The sequence below is a fragment of the Streptomyces sp. MBT53 genome, from assembly GCF_016654115.1.
Classification (GTDB): Bacteria; Actinomycetota; Actinomycetes; order Streptomycetales; family Streptomycetaceae; genus Streptomyces.
Genome location: NZ_JAEQAZ010000234.1, coordinates 1 through 17311, shown reverse-complemented (window position 1 = coordinate 17311; position 17311 = coordinate 1). Strand labels below are relative to the sequence as shown.

Genomic DNA, 17311 nt, shown 5'->3' with positions numbered 1-17311 from the left:
CATCCCGATCGTCGGAACGTATCTGTCGATGTTCCTGTTCGGAGGCGAGTTCCCCGGCCACGAACTCGTCGCCCGCTTCAACACCATCCACGTGCTGATCATCCCCGCCCTCATGGTGGGACTCCTGACCGCCCATCTGGCCCTGATGCTCCGCCACCGGCACACCCAGTACCCCGGCCGCGGACGCACCAACAGCAATGTCGTGGGCGTGCCGGCCAAGGTACGCGCCGTCAAGTCCGCCGGCTATTTCCTGCTGGTGACCGGCGCCGTCTTCGTCATCTCCGCGGTCGCGCAGATCAACCCCGTCTGGCAGTACGGGCCTTACCGCGCCGACCAGGTCTCGGCCGGTTCACAGCCCGACTGGTACATGGGTGTCGCGGACGGGCTGCTGCGGGTGATGCCCGGCTGGGAGATCAACTTCTGGGGTCACACCCTGGCGCTCGACAACCTGATTCCGCTGACCGCGGGGGTCGGTTTCTTCCTCGCCCTGGGCGTGTATCCGTTCATCGAGTCCTGGGTCACCCGTGACACGCGCGAACAGAACCTGCTGGACCGACCACGCAACCGGCCCGTACGCACGGCACTCGGCGTCTCATGGCTCAGTTTCTACGCGGTGGCCCTGATCGGCGCCGGGAACGACATCATCGCCGTCCGTCTCCATGTCCCGGTCGAGTCGGTGACCTGGGCCGTCCGTATCGGACTCTTCGTCGTACCCGTCGCAGCGTATTCCGTGACGAAACGGTGTGCGCTCGGGCTTCAGCGCGGTGACCGCGAGAAAGTACTGCACGGACGCGAGACCGGAATCATCAAACGCCTGCCCAACGGCGAGTTCGTCGAAGTGCACGAGCCGCTCGGTCAGGAACAGCTCCACCTGCTCACCCAGCACGAGCAGTACCGCCCCCTCACTCCCGGCAGCACGAACGGAACGGCGCATCCGAACACCGTGTTCCGCCTCACCCGGAGCCTGCGCACCCGGCTCAGCGAGAGCCTCTACGGCGAGGGCGCACAGATCACCAAACCGACGGCACAGGAATACAGGGAAAAGGAAACACCGACGAAGGAAATGCACCAGTGACCCGTGGGGAGATGGACGATCTTGGACGTCTACGAGGCGGTCAGCAGTCGGCGGGCGGTACGCGGATTCACCGACCGGCATGTCCCGAGGGAGCTGCTGGAGCGCGTATTGTGCGCTGCGGCGTGGGCGCCGTCCGGATCGAATCTCCAGCCGTGGCGCCCCTACGTGGTGACCGGCGACCCGCTGGCCGAGATCAAGACGCGGGCCGGCGGGCGCCTGGCCGCGGGCGAGCCCTGGGACGAACCGGAGTACGAGCAGTACCCGCCCGCGCTCAGGTCCCCGTACCACGAGCGTCGGTCCGCCTTCGGTGAGCAGCGCTACGGCGCGCTCGGCATCCCGCACGAGAACGTGGAGGCACGCCAGCGGGCCGCTTCCGCGAACTGGGACTGTTTCGGTGCGCCCGCCGCGCTGTTCTGCTACATCGACCGCGATCTGGGCCCGGCCCAGTGGTCCGACGCCGGGATGTATCTGCAGACCGTCATGCTGCTGCTCCGCGCCGAAGGGCTGCACAGTTGCCCGCAGATGGCGTGGGCGAAGTTCCACAGCAGCGTCGCGGAGGTCCTGTCGCCCCCAGAGGAGCTGATGCTGTTGTGCGGCATGTCGATCGGACACGAGGACGCCGCGGTCGACCACGCCCGAATGGGCAGGGCACCGTTGGAGGAGACGGTCGTGTTCGTCGGGTACTAGTACCGCGGTCGAGGCCGGCCCCGTGCCCGCCGTCTTCGACCGGTTCATCGCGCCTCGGGACCTAGGCGGACGTCGCCTCGCCTTCGAGGCGCATGGTGCGGATCTCCTTGCGGGAGGAGATGCCGAGCTTCGAGAAGACCTTGCGGAGGTGCCATTCGACCGTGTGGGGACTGATGAACAACTGGGCGCCGATCTCGGAGTTCGTCAGCCCTTCGCCGGCGAGACGAGCGATCTGCGCCTCCTGCGGAGTGAGAGCTTCGTGCGTCGCGGCAGCGCGTTTACGGACCTTCGCTCCCGTGGCCTGCAGTTCGCGCCGCGCGCGTTCCGCGAAGGCCTCGGCCCCGATCTGCCGGAGCATCTCGTGGGCGACGGCCAGGTGGGCGCGGGCGTCCGCACGCCGGTTCTCGCGGCGGAGCCACTCGCCGTAGAGAAGTTGGACGCGTGCCAGTTCCGTCCGGACCTCCGTGCGGCCGAGCCGTTCGATCGCCTCGCGGTACAGGGCGTCCGCGGTCTCCCCGTCGCTCACCAGCGCGCGGGACCTGGCCGAGGTGCCCAGAGCCCAGTCGGTGCCGCTGGCCTGCGCCATGGCGTGGATGGTCCGGACCGTCCCGGCCGCGTCCTCCGGTCTTCCGAGGCGTGCCGAGGCCTCGACGAGTTCGACCATCGACTGGAGGTACAGGCCGAGTTCCTGTGGGTTCTCACAACCGCGTTTGGCGGCCACATACGCTTCCTCGTACCGGCCGAGGCCGTTGTAGAGGACCGCTGCCGCCCATTGCGTGGCGGTCACCACCTTGCCCTCCCCTCGCAGGAGGAGGTCCTGGGTGATCGCCTCGATCGCCTGTCGGGTCTCGGGCTCCCGGCCCTTCCAGGGTTCGACGACCAGCGCCCCGTAGTGCGCGAAGAATCTGCTGCCGGTCGCCTCGCCGATCGCGGTCGCCTCCACGACGAGGGAGTCGGCGTCGGCGAGGTTGCCCGCGAAGACCCGGTTCGACAGGCGCAGCAGCAGTGCCGACGGGAGCACGGTCAGTGCCCCCGTCCCGCGCGCCAGGTCGACCAGACCGGCCGAGAGCACGGACCAGCTCTCGAAGTCCCATGTGCTGTGCGCCAAACGGCAGGCCAGCGGGAGCCAGCCCAGGCCCTCTGCCCCCGAGACCTCCTCGGTGCGGAATGCGGCCAGCGCGTCGAGCACCATCGGCGTGCCCACGGCATAGCCCTCCGTGGTCAGCCGGGCGATGCCTTCCAGGAGCAGATCGTCGCGTCTCGGCTCGGCGGGCCTCGGCGCGCTCAGTACGGCCTTCGCCACTTCGAGGACGCCGCCCTTCGGGAGGCGGCCGGCGGTGAGAGCCGCGTAGATCGCGTCGCGATAGGTCTCTCGGGCGAGCCCGGCGTCGAGGGGCTCAAGCCGCTTGGCCGCGTCGAGCAGCAACGGCAGCCCCGCGCTGGCGCTCTTGGACGCCGACATGATCTGACCGCGCAGCAGCTTCGTCTGTGCGGATCCGAGCGCATCGAGGGAGCCCAGCTCCGCGACGTCCGCCAGGCCTCGCGCGGCGTCGAACGCGCCGGCCTGGTACTTGGCCTGCGCCGCCGCCAACGCCCTGGCCCCCCGGCGTGCGGGGTCCGGGGTCAATTCGGCGGCCCGGTCGAGAAAGGCCGCGGCCGCGGCGATTCCGCCACGTGCCTGTGCCCGGCCCGCCGAGCGCTCCAGCTCCGCGGCCACCGTCTCGTCGGGTCCGGCCGTCGCACACGCCAGATGCCATGCCCGGCGGTCGGGGTCGAGCCGGGCATCGGTCGCTTCCGCCAACGCTCTGTGCACCTCGCGACGCCCGTCGAGGCCCGCCGCGCCGTACGCCGCGGAGCGCACCAGTGGGTGCCGGAAGCGCACCCACGTGCCGAAGGTGATCAGTCCCGACGCCTCGGCGTGCTCGACGGCGGTGTCCACGGCGATCCCGAGCCGCTCGGCCGCGCGCCTCAACAGCGTGACGTCGCCGACCGGTTCGGCGGCTGCGGTGAACAGCAGGCGTTGCGTCTCGGCCCGGAGGGACTGGACGCGGCGGAGGAAGCCCTGCTCGATCTGACTCGACAACGGCCGCACGTCGGGGCGCACGAAGCCGTCGGCCAGGTCCACCGGGGCCAACCCGCGAGGCAGCTCAAGGAGGGCCAGCGGATTGCCTCGCGTTTCGGCGATGATGCGGCTGCGTACCCGGTGGTCCAGCGGCCCGGTGACGACCGAGTCGAGGAGTTTCCGTGAGTCGCTCTCGGTCAGGCCCGTCACGGGCAGCTCGGGGAGGCCGGTGATCGACTCGCCGACGGTCGGCTCGCGGACGCTCGGGGAGCGGACGGCGAAGACCAGCACGACCGACTCCGCGAGCAGTCGGCGGGCGACGAACTCCAGGCTCTGCGCCGATGCCCGGTCCAGCCACTGGGCATCGTCGATGAGGCAGACCAGCGGCTGGTTCCCGCCGGCGTCCGCGAGGAGGCTCAGCGTGGCCAGCCCCACGAGGAACCGGTCGGGTGCGGCACCGCCTCGCAGCCCGAACGCCGTGCAGAGGGCGTCGCGTTGAGGCTCGGGAAGGTCGTCGATGCCGCTCAGCAGGGGGGCGCAGAGCTGATGCAGGCCGGCGTGGGAGAGCTCCATCTCGGACTGGACACCGGCAGCCCTGACAACGCGGCAACCGGTGGCCCGCTCGACGACGTAGTTCAACAGCTCGGTCTTCCCGATGCCCGCCTCACCGCGCAGGACCAGGACCCCACTGCGCCCCGACCTGGCACCTGCCAAGAGGTCGTCGAGGACCAGGCACTCGTTTCGCCGCCCGAGGAGTCCGGGAAACGCACCGCGACTCGTCATGGCAGCCTCCCTGATCAGGATAGACCGGCGTTCGTGGGATCGTCCCCGGATCTCGGCGCCATGTCCGCGGGCGGTCCCTGTCACCCTCGGTGGTGGCGGTGACGCGGAACGACAGCTTTCGCACGTCAGCGAAAAGTCGGCCCCCGGGCCGCGAACCGACCACGGCACAACCACGCGGCCATCTACGGATTTCCCAGGGGCGATCGGCCGCCCCCGTGCGCGACGGTGGTTTCAGCCGCCTTTCAAGCGACTGACCTACGGAGCAGAGGAGCCGGTCGTGGACACGCAAGCGCTCGAAGCAACGCGAGGTCGGGAGACGGCGGGCATGACGGCCACCCCGGCGAGGGGTGAACTGGACCACGCGACGTCGGTGTTCGTCCAGGCCCGGCCAGGACTCCTCAAGATCGCCAAGCGCATCGTCGGAGATGCGGGCGAGGCCGAAGACGTCATCCAGGAGGCGTGGCTGCGGTGGCAGGGCACAGACCGCACAGTCGTCCTGAACCCCTCGGCGCTGCTGAGGACCACCACTGTCCGGCTGGCCGTCAACGTCGTCCGGTCCGCCTGGAGACGTCGCGAATCCTGCGCCGGCCCCTGGTTCCCGGAACCGGCGGACCCCGCAGCGACCCCCGAGGCGTTGGCCGAACGACTGGAATCCGTTGAGCAGGCGGTTCTTCTGCTGATGGAGGCACTGACGCCGACGCAACGGGCCGTGTACGTCCTGCGGGAGGGGTTCGGCTACCCGTACACCCGGATCTCCGGGATCCTGCGTCTGAGCGTCGCGAATGCGAGGCAGCAGGTGTCACGCGCCCAGAAGCGTCTCGCCACGGACCATGGCCGGCAACCAGTGGACTCCGTCGCGTACCGGCGCCTCGTCCAGGCCTTCCTCGCGGCGGCCCAGTCCGGTGACCTCGCGCATTTGGAAAGGGTCCTCGCCACCGACGCCGGCCACTCGCCCGCCCACCGTCGGCCACTCGCTTCCGCTCCGGGAACGCGCCGGTGACCGGCGCGGTCCTTCCCTACAGGGACCGCTCACGCCCTCCGTCCGGAAGCCACGGGCGCGTAAGCCGGTGCAGGGTGGTCGAGATGACTGTCATGCGCTCGTTGATGTGCACCAGTTCCCGCCGCAGCGCGGTGACACGGGTCTGCAGTTCGGCTGATTCGGCGCTCAGCGCCATGACGGTGGCCGCGATGTCACCGCGTTCCTGATGGGTCTTTTCCATCGTGCTCCTCTTGCCGTCCCCGCGTTCTCATGGGTGGGGGGACCGGGTGGCCCTTCCCGGAGGAAACGGAGGGAACGGCCACCCAGAACGGACGGTGTCTACTTCTGCCGGGTGAGCCAGTCGGCGAAGCGGGTCCCGGCGATGTGTGCGTCCGGTCCCGGCAGGAGCGTGTTCTCCTCCAACTCGGCACCCCAGTACGTCGCCTGCGGGTCCGTGACGATCTTGCGCGGGTCGTCGTGCGCGGAGAGACCCATCCGGACGAACTCCTCCAGCTGGAACGCCTCCGGCCCTGCGACCTCCACCACACCGCCCACCGGATCCCCCACCGCCGCACGGGCCACGGCCACGGCCACGTCGTCGGAGACGATGGGCTGGATCTTCGCATCGGGCAGATGCACGGTGTCGCCCACGGTGACCCCGTCCGCCAGTCCCTTCGCGAACTCGAAGAACTGGGTGGCGTGCACGATCGAGAACGGATTCCCGGACGCCCTGATCAGCTCCTCCTGGGCCTGCTTGGCACGGAAGTAGCCACTCCCCTGCAGACGCTCGGTACCGACCACCGACAGCGCCACATGATGACCGACACCCGCCTCGGTCTCCGCCTTCAGCAGATTCGCCGTCGAGGTACGGAAGAAGTCCATCACCGCCTGGTCCTCGAACGAGGGCGAGTTCGACACGTCGACCACCACGTCCGCCCCCTTGAGGACCTCGTCCAGCCCCTCACCCGTCAGCGTGTTCACGCCGGTGTTGGGCGAGGCGGCGACCGCCTCGTGCCCGTGCTCGCCCAGCCCGGCGACCACCTTCGAGCCGATCAACCCGGTACCACCGATCACTACGACCTTCATGACGGAATTCCTTTCGGGTTTGTCTCATGCCTGCATCAGTAGAGACCGGACACCACCTCCGTCTGTGACACCGCCCGACGGAACCTAGGGCGCCAACGTGATGGTGGTCGGCGTGCCGTGCCAGGCCATGCGCGCGTACGGGCACAGCGCGTCGGCCCGGTGCAGGAGCGGCGCGGCGACGTCCGGAGCGACGCCCGGCCAGCGGACCACCAGGTCGACGTGGAGGACGTAACCGCCGTCCTGCGGATCGCGGCCGAAGGCCACGGTGGCGTCGACGGAGATCGCGGTGGGGTCGAGCGCGGTCTGTCGGGCGAGGAGGCTCAGCGCGCCGTGGAAGCAGGCCGCGAACCCGGCGGCGAAGAGCTGCTCGGGGTTGGATCCGTGGCCGTCTCCGCCCAGTTCGGCGGGCAGCCGCAGATCGAGGTCGAGGATTCCGTCGTCCGAGCGCGCTCTCCCCGAGGCTCTCCCGTGGGCCGCCGTACCGCCGGTCACAGTCACTGTCGTGATGTACAGGGGAGCGAATTCCTCTCCGCCGAAGTCCTGCTCGGTGGACAGGTCGGGAGGCTGGATCGGCCCGGTCACCGCGTGACCCCCGTGGTGTTGCGTGGCGCCGGACCAACTGTGCTGCAAGCCATGATGAGCGCACCTTCGCGTCGTGACGTCCCGGATTCCGACGAACTGAACGACTGGATGACCGGCGAGTGCCCGTACTTGTGACGCGCGGGGCGGCGTTCAGGAGGTCATGGCCCTGCGCGCCGTACGGCCAGGACGGCGGGGTCCCGCCGTTCGGGCAGCGCGACGAGACCGGCTTCCTCCAGTTCGACGATCAGCTCCGTACGGGAGGCGGGCCACATCCAGAACGTCTCGTCGTGCCGGCGCAGCACGCGTCCCGACTCGCGCACCCAGTAGTCGAACCGTGCCCGGATCCGGTCCACGTCGGGCGAGGTCATGATGCTTCCCCCGTACTCGTGTCGGCCGATCTTCCGGGTGGGCAGCGCACGGGTGGTCTCGTGTCGTGGGAGGCGAGCCGGCGGGAGCTGGACGAGGAGTGCCCCTGTGGGCACAAGGGCCTCGGCGACGGCATGCCACAGCGCACGGCGCGACGTCGGACGCAGGCAGGCGACGGTGTTGTGGCACACGGCCACGTCCGCGACCGCGCGCAGCCCCGCCTCGTCGAGCGCGTACGGGTGCACGGTGACCCGAGTCGTCAACTCCGCGCTCAGGGACGCCAGTCGCGTCATCAGCGGGGTGCGCATGCAGCGGGCGGGCTCCACCGCGTGCACGGGAACGCGCGACTCCAGGAGACTCATCAGAGTGACACGTCCGGTGCCCGCGCCGACGTCCAGCACACCGACCCGGGCCCCGGCCACGTCGTCGCGGTAGAGCGCGCGCACCCGGACCTCGTCCCGCTCCGCCTGCAGCAGGTCGTAGAACTCCGCGCTGACCGCGTAGGCGTCCTGGGACTCCCGCCCGGGGTGGTCGATCGAGGGCGCGCTCATGACGGTCATCCGCGCCATCCGTACCGGTCGCGCGCTCGCACGACCGTCTCCGGGTCGATCGCGCCGGCTCGTGTCAGCCCGTCCAGGGCGGCTACGACGATCGACTCGGCGTCCACCCGGAAGTAGCGCCGTACGGCGTCCCGGGTGTCCGACAGCCCGAAGCCGTCCGTACCGAGCGACGAGTAGTCGTGGCCGACCCACTGGCTGATCTGGTCGGGCACCTGCCGCATCCAGTCGCTGACGGCCAGCACCGGTCCGGGCGCGTCCGCCAGCGCCGCCGTCACGTAGGGGACGCGTTCCTCGCCCCGCAGCCGCGCCCTGTCGGCGTCCAGCGCGTCGCGGCGCAGCTCCGTCCAGGACGTCACCGACCAGACGTCGGCGTGGACGCCCCACTGGGACAGCAGCAACTCCTGGGCGCCGAGCGCCCAGTGGATGGCCGTACCGGAGGCCAGCAGCTGGATCCGTGGTTCCGGTCCGGCGGGATCGGCCGGCCGGAACAGGTAGATGCCCCGGACGATGCCTTCCTCGACGCCGGGTGCGGCGGGCATCGCGGGCTGTTCCTTGGGTTCGTTGTAGACGGTGAGGTAGTAGAAGACGTCCTCGGGCCGCTCCCCGTACATGCGGCGCAGGCCCTCGCGCACGATCACCGCGATCTCGTAGGCGAAGGCGGGGTCGTAGGACACGGCGGCGGGATTGGTGGACGCCAGCAGATGGGAGTGCCCGTCGGCGTGCTGCAGTCCCTCGCCCGTCATCGTGGTGCGGCCTGCCGTCGCCCCGATGACGAAACCGCGCCCCAACTGGTCTGCCAGCGCCCAGAATTGATCGCCGGTGCGCTGGAAACCGAACATCGCGTAGAAGATGTAGAACGGGATCATGGGTTCGCCGTGGGTGGCGTACGAGGTCGCCGCCGCGGTGAACTCGGCCATGGAACCGGCCTCGGTGATTCCCTCGTCGATCAACTGGCCGTTCTTGGCCTCGCGGTAGTAGAGGAGTTGGTCCGCGTCGACCGGTTCGTAGGTCTGGCCCTCCGGTGAGTAGATGCCGGCGCTCGGGAACAGGGACTCCATGCCGAACGTGCGGGCCTCGTCGGGGATGATCGGCACCCAGCGCCGTCCCGTCTCCTCGTCGCGCATCAGGTCCTTGACCAGGCGGACCAGAGCCATGGTGGTGGCCACCTCCTGATGGCCGAAGCCCTGCTCCAGAGCCTCGAACGGGCGGCTCGGTGGCTGCTTCAACGGTTTCGGGACCACCCTGCGCAGCGGGGCGGGACCGCCCAGCGCCGCTCGCCGCTCGTGCAGGTACCGCACCTCTTCCGAGTTCTCGCCCGGGTGCCAGTACGGCACCAGGTCGCCGCTCAACGCGCTGTCGGGGATGGGGAGTTCGAGCAGGTCCCGCATCTCGCGGAACTGCTCCATGGTCAGCTTCTTCATCTGGTGGTTGGCGTTGCGCGACTCGAAGGCCGAGCCGAGGGTGTGCCCCTTCACCGTCTGGGCGAGGACGACCGTCGGCGCGCCCCGGTGCTCGACGGCCGCCCGGTAGGCGGCGTAGACCTTGAGCGGCTCGTGGCCACCCCTCGAACTGCCGAACAGTTCGGTCAGCCGGCTGTCGCTCAGCCTCGCGGCGAGGCCGGAGAGCGCGTCGCCCGTGAAGAAGTGTTCGCGGAGGTACGAGGCGTCCCGGGCGGCGTACGTCTGCAGTTGGGCGTCGGGGATCTCGCCGAGCCGGTGGACCAGGGCGCCGGTGGTGTCCTGCCGCAGGACGGGGTCCCAGGCCTCGCCCCAGAGGGACTTGACCACGTTCCAGCCCGCTCCGCGGAACCTGGCCTCCAGCTCCTGCACGATCTTGGAGTTCGGCCGTACGGGCCCGTCCAGCCGCTGGAGGTTGCAGTTGACGACGAAGGTGAGGTTGTCGAGCTGTTCCCGGGCGGCGAGCGCCAGCGCGGCCGTCGACTCCGGCTCGTCCGTCTCGCCGTCCCCGAGGAAGGCCCACACCCGTGACGCGGAGGTGTCCTTGATGCCGCGGGCGTGCAGATACCGGTTGAAGCGGGCCTGGTGGATGGCGGCGAGCGGGCCGAGGCCCATGGAGACGGTGGGGAACTCCCACAGCCACGGCAGCCGTCGGGGGTGCGGGTACGACGGCAGTCCGTGGCCGTCCGCCTCGCGCCGGAAGTCGTCCAACTGCGCCTCGCTCAGGCGCCCTTCGAGGAACACACGGGCGTAGATGCCCGGCGAGGCATGGCCCTGGAAGTACAGCTGGTCGCCCGAGCCTCCCCCGCCGTCCTTGCCCTGGAAGAAGTGGTGGAACCCGATCTCGTACAGCCAGGCCGCCGAGGCATAGGTCGAGATGTGGCCGCCGAGCCCGAAGCGGGCGCCTCGGGTCACCATGGCCGCCGCGTTCCACCGGTTCAGGGCGGTGATCCTGGACTCCATGGCGATGTCGCCGGGGAAGGCGGGCTGCGCCGACGGGGGAATGGTGTTGATGTAGTCGGAGGTCAGGAGCCCGGGCAGGGACACGCCGGTCCGGGCCGCGAACTCGTGCACGCGCCGCAGGAGGTACACGGCTCTGTCCGGTCCCGCGTTCCGCACGACGGCGTCGAGCGACGCCTGCCATTCGGCGGTCTCCTCGGCGTCCTGGTCGGGTAGTTGGTCAAGCTCGCTCATGGCTGTTCCTTGTCGGGACGTGGGGCGTGGGGGGGGTCGGCCTCATCGCCGTGCGAGCCACTGGGCGAAGGTCTCGTGCCCCAGGTGTGCGTCCGCGCGGGGCAGCAGTGCCCGCTGCCCGAGCGTCGCCCCGAAGAAAGGGGTGTGGGCGTCGGGGACCACGTCCCACAGGTAACCGCGCGCGGCCAGCAGCTTCGCGGTGAGGTCGTCGAGGTAGTGCTCCTCGGGGCCGGCGACCTCCATGACACCGAACAGCGGCAGCCCCACGGCGACATGGGCGATCTCGGCGGCGACATCGTCCGCAGACACGGGTTGGATCAGCACGGGCGCGACGTGGACGGCGTCTCCGTACGTCGCCGCACGGGACATGTACTCCACCGACTCGAAGAACGGTGTGGTCCGCACGATCGAGTAGGGCATGGGCGAGCGCCGTACCTGTTCCTCCTGCAGCGCCTTCGCGCGGAAGTAACCGGCCTGCAGACGTTCGGCCCCCACGAGGGACAGGATCACGTGATGTTCGGCGCCCGCCCGCGCCGCCGCCTCCAGGAGATTGCGGGTCGCCGTGCCGAAGAACTCCAGGCTCTCCAACTCCCCGCGGGAGGGCGTGTCGGTGACGTCCACCACCACATCGGCGCCGCGCATGGCCTCGTCGAGGCCCTTTCCGGTCGCGACGTCGACGCCCTCGTGGCGCGACACGCGCACGACCTCCACACCGTGGTCCCGAAGCCTGTTGACCGTCCTGGAACCGATCAGGCCAGTGGCTCCTGCTACAACGACTCGCATTCCGGGCCCTTCCCGCCGAGGGGTCGGCGACCCCCGCTGATGGCTTCGTGAGCCGGCGTCACCGCCGACCTTTCACACCAACCAGGACAAGACACGTACCAAGGTTGTGACACCGATACGGCGATGCGTGTCACACATCCGTCCGGAGCCCGGTCATCACTGGAGACGGCCATGGCAGCCATGGCCGGGTGAATCCGAGGGAGGCCGACCCATGTCGGACCAGGACGCAGTACAGGGCACCGCATCGCGGACCCCCGCCGAGGGATGGAAGACGGCGGCGAAGATGCTGCAGGACACCGCACCGCTCACCGTCCCCGAGGGCGCGTCGGCGATGACCATTTTCGTCGAGTGGGAGCCCGGCGACCCGGGAAGCCCGCCCCACCGCCACTCGGGACCGGCGTTCGGCTACGTCGTCGAGGGCGCCGTCCGTTTCGAGATGGAGGGCGAGCCCGAGCGCGTGATCGAGGCGGGCGGGACGTTCTGGGAGCCGGGCGGCGACCCGATCCACTACCAGGACGGCAACGCGCTGACCGACGCGCGCACCCGGTTCGTCGTGACGATGCTGTGCGCGCCGGGCAAACCCATGCTCGAACTGGTCGAGAAGGAGGAGCTGGCCGAGCGGGCCCATCTCCGCGCCCCGCGGCCGACTGCCTGACGGTCCCCTGCCCACCCGTACCAGGCGGTTGCGAACGGAGCCGGTTCCGCTCCGTGGGAGGACGTGGTGAGGCATGAGCGCCACTGATGTCGTACACGTCATGCTGACCGTGCTGTTCGCGGCCTCCGCCGTCTACGCACTGCGGCAGGCCGTGCTGCGACGAAGCCCGGGGTGGCGCGACCGGGGCGACCAGCTGCTGCACACCGTCATGGCGTCGGCCATGGCGGTGATGCCGTGGCACGGGCTCGGCGAAGTGCCGGCGCGGGGGCAGGTGGTGTTCTTCGCCGCCGCGGCGGTGTGGTTCCCGTTGACCGCGGTTCTCGGCCGCCGGGGGCCCGTGTCGGTCGGCCTCGTGCGGAGTTCGCCCTACGCGGTGGGGATGCTCGCCATGGCGTGGATGCCGGTGCGGCACGGCAGCGTCGCGGACATGCGGACCGCCGACCTGGTCACCGGCGCGCTGACGCTCTGTCTCCTGGCCTACGCTCTGCGGTCGCTGACCCGGGACATGCCGAGGCTCCTCGGAACGTCGGCCGACGCAGGCATCTCCGCCGACATCGGCGGAGCCTGCGACCGCTTCTGGCACGGATCGACGGCGATGGGCACGGCCATCGTGCTGCTCATGCACCACTGACGCGGTCCGCTGCACGGCTTGGCGGCTCGGTCTGTCTCCGTGACGCGGCTTCGTCAGACCCGCCGGACCAACGGTGTCACACATGGTGCTGCCGTCCGGTCGTAGGTGGGGAACCAGTCCGATTCGGTGCTCATGGCGAGGAAGGGTGGATCATGAGGGTTGCTCGTCGCCGGAGATCATTCTCCTCGGCGGACGTCGCCTTCCACGGAGGCGGCTCGGTCCGACCGCACGGAACCCCGCGGACGGCGGGACTGGGGGCGCTTCCCCGTCCGGTGGCCGTGGTGGTGGGCGCCGGTGGCGTGCTCGGAGCGGCGCACATCGGTGTCGGGTACGCCCTGGAACAGCGCGGATTCGTCCCGGACATGATCGTCGGAACCTCGGTGGGTGCCCTCAACGGCGCCATCGCCGCCGCACACCCCGACCGGGCCGCCCCCTGGCTGGACCACGTGTGGACCCGACTGCGTCGCCGTGACGTGTATCCGCTCGGCCGGCTGTCCGAACGGACCAGCGTCTTCACGGATCGCGGCCTGCGTCGACTGATCGCCCGGGCCGAACTGCCTTCGCGGATCGAGCAGTTGGCGGTCCCGTTCACCGCGGTGGCCATGGACCTGGTCACCGGCGCTCAGGTACTGCTCGACCGGGGAGACCTCGAATCCGCGCTGCTGGCCAGCGCGGCCATTCCAGGGATGCTGCCCCCGGTGGACCGTGCGGGCCGAACCCTCGTCGACGGCGGAGTCATCGCCTACGTCCCGGTGCTGGCGGCTCTGCAGGCCGGGGCGGCAAGCGTGGTAGTGGTGGCGGCCGGCCCGGAGAGCTCGCCGTTGCCCACCGTCCTTCCGCGCCGACGGGCTGGCGCGATCGCCGGCAGGGCCGGGCTGCTGCTGTTGCACCATCAGATCGAACGTGACCTGCGTGAGGTGTCCCAGCACATCCCGACCGTCGTGCTCCCGACCGGCATCGAGGACTGGCCCGCACCGTGGGACTTCGGCCATTCCCAACGGCTGATCGACACCGCGTGCTTCACCGCCGGACTCTTTCTGGACGGACTGCGCATCAGCGGACCCGGGCTGTACCGGGTCGACGATCCTTCGACGACATCCACCGGCCCGGACAGGGCATCGGTTTCTTTCACTACGGGGGTCCACCTGTGAGTACCATCGCGTTCCTCAGCATCGGCATGCACGGGCACATCAACCCGACACTGCCGGTCGTGGCCGAGCTTGTCCGGCGCGGCCACTCCGTCAGCTACCACACCTCGCCCGCGTTCCGTAAGGAGATCGAGGCGACCGGCGCGACGGTGTTCCTGTACCCCGGCGGCGACCAGCCCCTCCCCGATCCGCCGACGCCGGTCTCGTGGATGGAGTCACTGGCGAGCACCGCGGTCCGCCTGCTGCCCGGCGTGCTCACCGACCTGCGCCACGCCCGACCCGACCTGATCGTCCACGACAGCGCCTGTCTGTGGGGCGCGGTCGCCGCCCGCGAACTCGCGGTGCCGGCCGCCTCCTCGTTCACCACATTCGCCCTCAACGAGCATGTCCCCAGCCCCACTCGTGGCTCCTGGGAGCTGCTGACCGCGGCGAGGGCTCAGCCTCGCAGCGTCCAGGGCTACGTACGGTCCCGCTGGGCGCTGCACCGCCACTTCGACGCGCGCGGTCTGCCCCTCCTCGACCTGGCGAACATCCGCCAGCCGCTCAATCTGGTCTACACCTCCCGGGCGTTCCAGCCCGCTGTCGAGGACTTCGACCAGTCGTATCGGTTCGTCGGCCCCAGCATCGGCGCCCGTCCCCTCGACCCGTCGTTCCCGGCCGATCGACTGCGGGACCCGTTGCTGTACGTCTCGCTGGGCACGGTCTTCAACGCCGACCCGCGGTTGCTGCGCTCCCTGGCCACCGCGCTCGCTCCCCTCGGCGGCACCGTGATCGTCTCCACCGGGCAGACCGATCCCGAGGCGCTGGGTCCGTTGCCGACCAACGTGTTCGCCCGTCGCTCCGTACCGCAGCCGGAGGTGCTGGCCCGCGCGGCGCTGTTCCTCACCCATGGCGGGATGAACAGCGTCAACGAGGCCACGTACGCGGGCGTTCCGCTGCTGGTCGTCCCCCAGGGTGCCGATCAGCCGATGGTGGCCCGGCGCGTCGTCGAGCTCGGCGCGGGCCTGTCGATCCACACCCAGGACGTCACGGAGGACTCGGTGCGTGACCTCGCCCGGCAGTTGCTCGACGACCCCCGGTTCCGGACAGCGACGGGCACCCTGCGGGTCGCCCAGCGCGAGGCGGGCGGATATCGGCGCGCCGCCGACGAACTCGAACGCTATCTGCACGCGGCCGGCCCGGTCGGTCGGTTGTCCCCGTCGAGCCGGCACGGCGGGGCCGAATAATGTCGTCGACCGTCGTTGTCCTGCTGCTGTTCGCCGGAGTGTCGGAAGCCGCCGGGCGCATCCTGCCGCTGGTCGCGGGCCGGCCCGGTATGTCGCGGACCCTCGTGGCCGGATTGCTGCTGCCCGCCGGCCTCGTCGAGGGCGTCGTGTTCGCGCTGTGGCCACTGACCGCGTGGACCATGGCCAAGCCGGTGATGTCCTCGCCGCCGGGTACCGGCCTGGTGTGGACGCCGGGCCTGGTCGCCCCGCTGGTGCTCGCCGCCGTCCTCGCCTTCCCGTTGCTCGGACCGCTGCTCCACTTCACGCTCTTCGTGGGCGTCGGGGCCGGCCTGGTCGGCCCGCTCGCCACGGCCGGCGGGCTGGGCTGGTGGAGCGCCGCCGGCTGTGTGGCCGTCGCCGGGGCCGGGCTGGGTCTCGCCGTGGAGGCCGTCCGGCGCCTTGTCGTGAGGATCAGCACGACCGAAGCGCGGGGGTCGATCGCATGAACGACTTCCTGCTCTGGGCCTGTGTCATCGGACCTGTCCTGCTGGCCGAAGCCCTGGTGGCCCGCTACGAACTTCTCGCCTACGGCGCCGGCTGGCGGGCCCCGGTCGACGTACTCCCGGAAGGCGTTCCCTACGCCCGGGGTGCGGCTCCCGACGCTCCCCCGGACGCCTACCTCGTCTACCTCGACGGCATCGGCAAACGCCGCGTCCGTGACAGCCGCGACGGCGGCCAGCTGGTCGAGGCCCTGATCGCCGGGGCGCCGGAGCTACGGGTGTTGGGGCAGGTTCAACCGTACTCACCGCTGGCCGACCCACTCGCCGACCGGCCGGTGTGGGCGTGGCTGCGCCGCCGCATCGGGCTGCTGCTGTTCCTGCACAACGTCGTGCAGACCTTCGTCGCCGCCGACCACCGCTACCGCCCCCTGTACAACCAGGCGGTCGGCACACAGATCGCCACTCAGCTCCGGCTCGCCGGCTACCGGCCCGACAGCGGTACGACCGTCGTGCTCCTCAGCTACAGCGGCGGCGCCCAGGTCGCCACCGGCGCGGTCGACGAACTGCACGCCCAGCTGCGCTGCCCGCTCCTGCTGATCACCCTCGGCGGGTTCCACAACGGCGCCAACGACCTCACCCATGCCGAGCACTTGTGTCAACTCACCAGCGCGAACGACCGTATCGAACAGATCGGTGCCTGGATCTTCCCTCAGCGCTGGCGGCTGTTCCGTCGTAGCGGATGGAACAGGGCCCTTCGCACCGGGAAGATCACCGTGCATCGGCTCGACCCGGCCACTCACTTCGGGCCCCGCAGCTACATCAGCCCAACGGCTGAGCCCCCTGACGGCCGCAGCCACCTCGACCGCACCACCGACACGGTGATCGCGGTGATCCGTGCCCACCAGGGCGCGGTTGCCGGACAGGTCGACCCTTTGCCATGAGGGTCACGACCGGAGCCCATGGCACAGGCTCCGCAGAAGCGATTCTCGGGAGGCTGCGGCCGTCGTCGTGGCCGGAGCAGCGTCAGAACCCGAATCTCCGCAGCCGCGCTCGGACGCTTCGCCGCCACAGGTCCGCCGACACCATGAGCAAGTGATCCGATGTTTCATCGTCCCGGTCATTGACGTCTCATGTCGACACCCCTACCTTTCCTGCATGTTTTCCTCTAGAGAGCATGCCCACGTCACGAAACACACGAAGAGGGTCCGGTTATTCATCGGGCCTTACCGTGTCATCGCAGCCTTCGTCTGCGCACTCCTGCCGGTCGGGGTACTCACCCTCCCCGCGCACGCGGCGACCGCGGTCACCTACTTCGTCTCGCCCGGCGGCAGCGACGACAACACGGGGACCAGCGCCGCCACCCCCTTCCGCACGCTCACCAAGGCGCAGGCCGCGGTGCGGGCGGTCGACACCTCGACGTCCGGTCCGATCACCGTGACCCTGGCCGGCGGGGTCTACCGGCTGACCAAGACGCTGACCTTCACCGCCGCGGACTCGGGCGGCGGCACGGCAGGCACCGTGTGGTGGAAGGCGGCGGCCGGCCAGACCCCGGTCATCA

Annotated in this window: 16 protein-coding genes and 1 pseudogene; 10 read left to right on the top strand and 7 right to left on the bottom strand. The window is 70.2% G+C overall.

Annotated elements, in window-relative coordinates; all coding sequences use genetic code 11:
* A partial coding sequence (locus JHN45_RS45235) for a cytochrome b N-terminal domain-containing protein (RefSeq protein ID WP_201055246.1) occupies positions 1 to 1075 on the top strand: 1075 nt, incomplete at its 5' end.
* Between the two features lie 21 nt (positions 1076 to 1096).
* Positions 1097 to 1762, top strand: coding sequence for a nitroreductase (locus JHN45_RS45230; RefSeq protein ID WP_201055245.1), 666 nt, complete (start codon positions 1097 to 1099; stop codon positions 1760 to 1762).
* A 61-nt stretch (positions 1763 to 1823) separates the two neighbouring features.
* Here JHN45_RS45230 and JHN45_RS45225 read toward each other — a convergent pair whose 3' ends face one another.
* Positions 1824 to 4607 (bottom strand): LuxR family transcriptional regulator, encoded by a 2784-nt coding sequence (locus tag JHN45_RS45225; RefSeq protein WP_201055243.1) that lies wholly within the window; start codon positions 4605 to 4607, stop codon positions 1824 to 1826.
* Between the two features lie 277 nt (positions 4608 to 4884).
* Between JHN45_RS45225 and JHN45_RS45220 the strand changes: the two genes are divergently transcribed.
* Positions 4885 to 5607, top strand: a complete 723-nt coding sequence (locus JHN45_RS45220) for a sigma-70 family RNA polymerase sigma factor (RefSeq protein ID WP_201055242.1) — start codon at positions 4885 to 4887, stop codon at positions 5605 to 5607.
* A gap of 16 nt (positions 5608 to 5623) precedes the next feature.
* Here the strand turns inward: JHN45_RS45220 and JHN45_RS45215 are convergent, their stop codons facing one another.
* The 6 genes from JHN45_RS45215 to JHN45_RS45190 form a co-directional block, all read right to left on the bottom strand.
* Positions 5624 to 5827: a hypothetical protein gene (locus tag JHN45_RS45215; protein WP_200713221.1), complete on the bottom strand. Its 204-nt coding sequence runs from the start codon at positions 5825 to 5827 to the stop codon at positions 5624 to 5626.
* A 98-nt stretch (positions 5828 to 5925) separates the two neighbouring features.
* Positions 5926 to 6672, bottom strand: coding sequence for an SDR family oxidoreductase (locus tag JHN45_RS45210; protein WP_201055241.1), 747 nt, complete (start codon positions 6670 to 6672; stop codon positions 5926 to 5928).
* A gap of 84 nt (positions 6673 to 6756) precedes the next feature.
* A complete protein-coding gene (locus tag JHN45_RS45205; RefSeq protein ID WP_200713223.1) occupies positions 6757 to 7254 on the bottom strand; it encodes an Ohr family peroxiredoxin in 498 nt (165 codons plus the stop codon).
* 158 nt (positions 7255 to 7412) lie between these two features.
* Complete coding sequence (locus JHN45_RS45200; protein WP_236584803.1) at positions 7413 to 8180, bottom strand: class I SAM-dependent methyltransferase; 768 nt, start codon at positions 8178 to 8180, stop codon at positions 7413 to 7415.
* Positions 8177 to 10831, bottom strand: a complete 2655-nt coding sequence (gene aceE, locus JHN45_RS45195) for a pyruvate dehydrogenase (acetyl-transferring), homodimeric type (RefSeq protein ID WP_201055229.1) — start codon at positions 10829 to 10831, stop codon at positions 8177 to 8179. Before aceE ends, JHN45_RS45200 begins: the two co-directional genes overlap by 4 nt.
* Positions 10832 to 10873: 42 nt before the next feature.
* Positions 10874 to 11614, bottom strand: coding sequence for an SDR family oxidoreductase (locus JHN45_RS45190; RefSeq protein WP_201055227.1), 741 nt, complete (start codon positions 11612 to 11614; stop codon positions 10874 to 10876).
* Positions 11615 to 11825: 211 nt separating this feature from the next.
* Here JHN45_RS45190 and JHN45_RS45185 point away from each other — a divergent pair, with 211 nt between their 5' ends.
* From JHN45_RS45185 to JHN45_RS45155, 7 genes and pseudogenes are all read left to right on the top strand, one after another.
* Positions 11826 to 12269: a cupin domain-containing protein gene (locus tag JHN45_RS45185; RefSeq protein WP_201055226.1), complete on the top strand. Its 444-nt coding sequence runs from the start codon at positions 11826 to 11828 to the stop codon at positions 12267 to 12269.
* 73 nt (positions 12270 to 12342) lie between these two features.
* Positions 12343 to 12900 (top strand): DUF5134 domain-containing protein, encoded by a 558-nt coding sequence (locus JHN45_RS45180; RefSeq protein WP_201055224.1) that lies wholly within the window; start codon positions 12343 to 12345, stop codon positions 12898 to 12900.
* A gap of 152 nt (positions 12901 to 13052) precedes the next feature.
* On the top strand, positions 13053 to 14051 hold the full coding sequence (locus JHN45_RS45175; protein ID WP_201055222.1) for a patatin-like phospholipase family protein: 999 nt from the start codon (positions 13053 to 13055) through the stop codon (positions 14049 to 14051).
* A complete protein-coding gene (locus JHN45_RS45170) occupies positions 14048 to 15274 on the top strand; it encodes a macrolide family glycosyltransferase (protein ID WP_201055217.1) in 1227 nt (408 codons plus the stop codon). The genes JHN45_RS45175 and JHN45_RS45170 overlap by 4 nt, the downstream gene beginning before the upstream one ends.
* Complete coding sequence (locus JHN45_RS45165; protein WP_200713230.1) at positions 15274 to 15759, top strand: hypothetical protein; 486 nt, start codon at positions 15274 to 15276, stop codon at positions 15757 to 15759. Before JHN45_RS45170 ends, JHN45_RS45165 begins: the two co-directional genes overlap by 1 nt.
* On the top strand, positions 15756 to 16694 hold the full coding sequence (locus JHN45_RS45160; RefSeq protein WP_201055216.1) for a hypothetical protein: 939 nt from the start codon (positions 15756 to 15758) through the stop codon (positions 16692 to 16694). The genes JHN45_RS45165 and JHN45_RS45160 overlap by 4 nt, the downstream gene beginning before the upstream one ends.
* Before the next feature lie 214 nt (positions 16695 to 16908).
* Positions 16909 to 17311, top strand: a pseudogene (locus tag JHN45_RS45155) (right-handed parallel beta-helix repeat-containing protein); the annotation flags it as partial.

What these genes read in the sequence shown, in the direction of transcription:
- JHN45_RS45225 (WP_201055243.1), bottom strand. Translation starts at nt 4,607, where the DNA reads ATGACGAGTCGCGGTGCGTTTCCCGGACTCCTCGGGCGGCGAAACGAG.
- JHN45_RS45215 (WP_200713221.1), bottom strand. Translation starts at nt 5,827, where the DNA reads ATGGAAAAGACCCATCAGGAACGCGGTGACATCGCGGCCACCGTCATG.
- JHN45_RS45210 (WP_201055241.1), bottom strand. Translation starts at nt 6,672, where the DNA reads ATGAAGGTCGTAGTGATCGGTGGTACCGGGTTGATCGGCTCGAAGGTG.
- JHN45_RS45200 (WP_236584803.1), bottom strand. Translation starts at nt 8,180, where the DNA reads ATGACCGTCATGAGCGCGCCCTCGATCGACCACCCCGGGCGGGAGTCC.
- aceE (WP_201055229.1), bottom strand. Translation starts at nt 10,831, where the DNA reads ATGAGCGAGCTTGACCAACTACCCGACCAGGACGCCGAGGAGACCGCC.
- JHN45_RS45190 (WP_201055227.1), bottom strand. Translation starts at nt 11,614, where the DNA reads ATGCGAGTCGTTGTAGCAGGAGCCACTGGCCTGATCGGTTCCAGGACG.
- JHN45_RS45185 (WP_201055226.1), top strand. Translation starts at nt 11,826, where the DNA reads ATGTCGGACCAGGACGCAGTACAGGGCACCGCATCGCGGACCCCCGCC.
- JHN45_RS45180 (WP_201055224.1), top strand. Translation starts at nt 12,343, where the DNA reads ATGAGCGCCACTGATGTCGTACACGTCATGCTGACCGTGCTGTTCGCG.
- JHN45_RS45175 (WP_201055222.1), top strand. Translation starts at nt 13,053, where the DNA reads ATGAGGGTTGCTCGTCGCCGGAGATCATTCTCCTCGGCGGACGTCGCC.
- JHN45_RS45165 (WP_200713230.1), top strand. Translation starts at nt 15,274, where the DNA reads ATGTCGTCGACCGTCGTTGTCCTGCTGCTGTTCGCCGGAGTGTCGGAA.
- JHN45_RS45160 (WP_201055216.1), top strand. Translation starts at nt 15,756, where the DNA reads ATGAACGACTTCCTGCTCTGGGCCTGTGTCATCGGACCTGTCCTGCTG.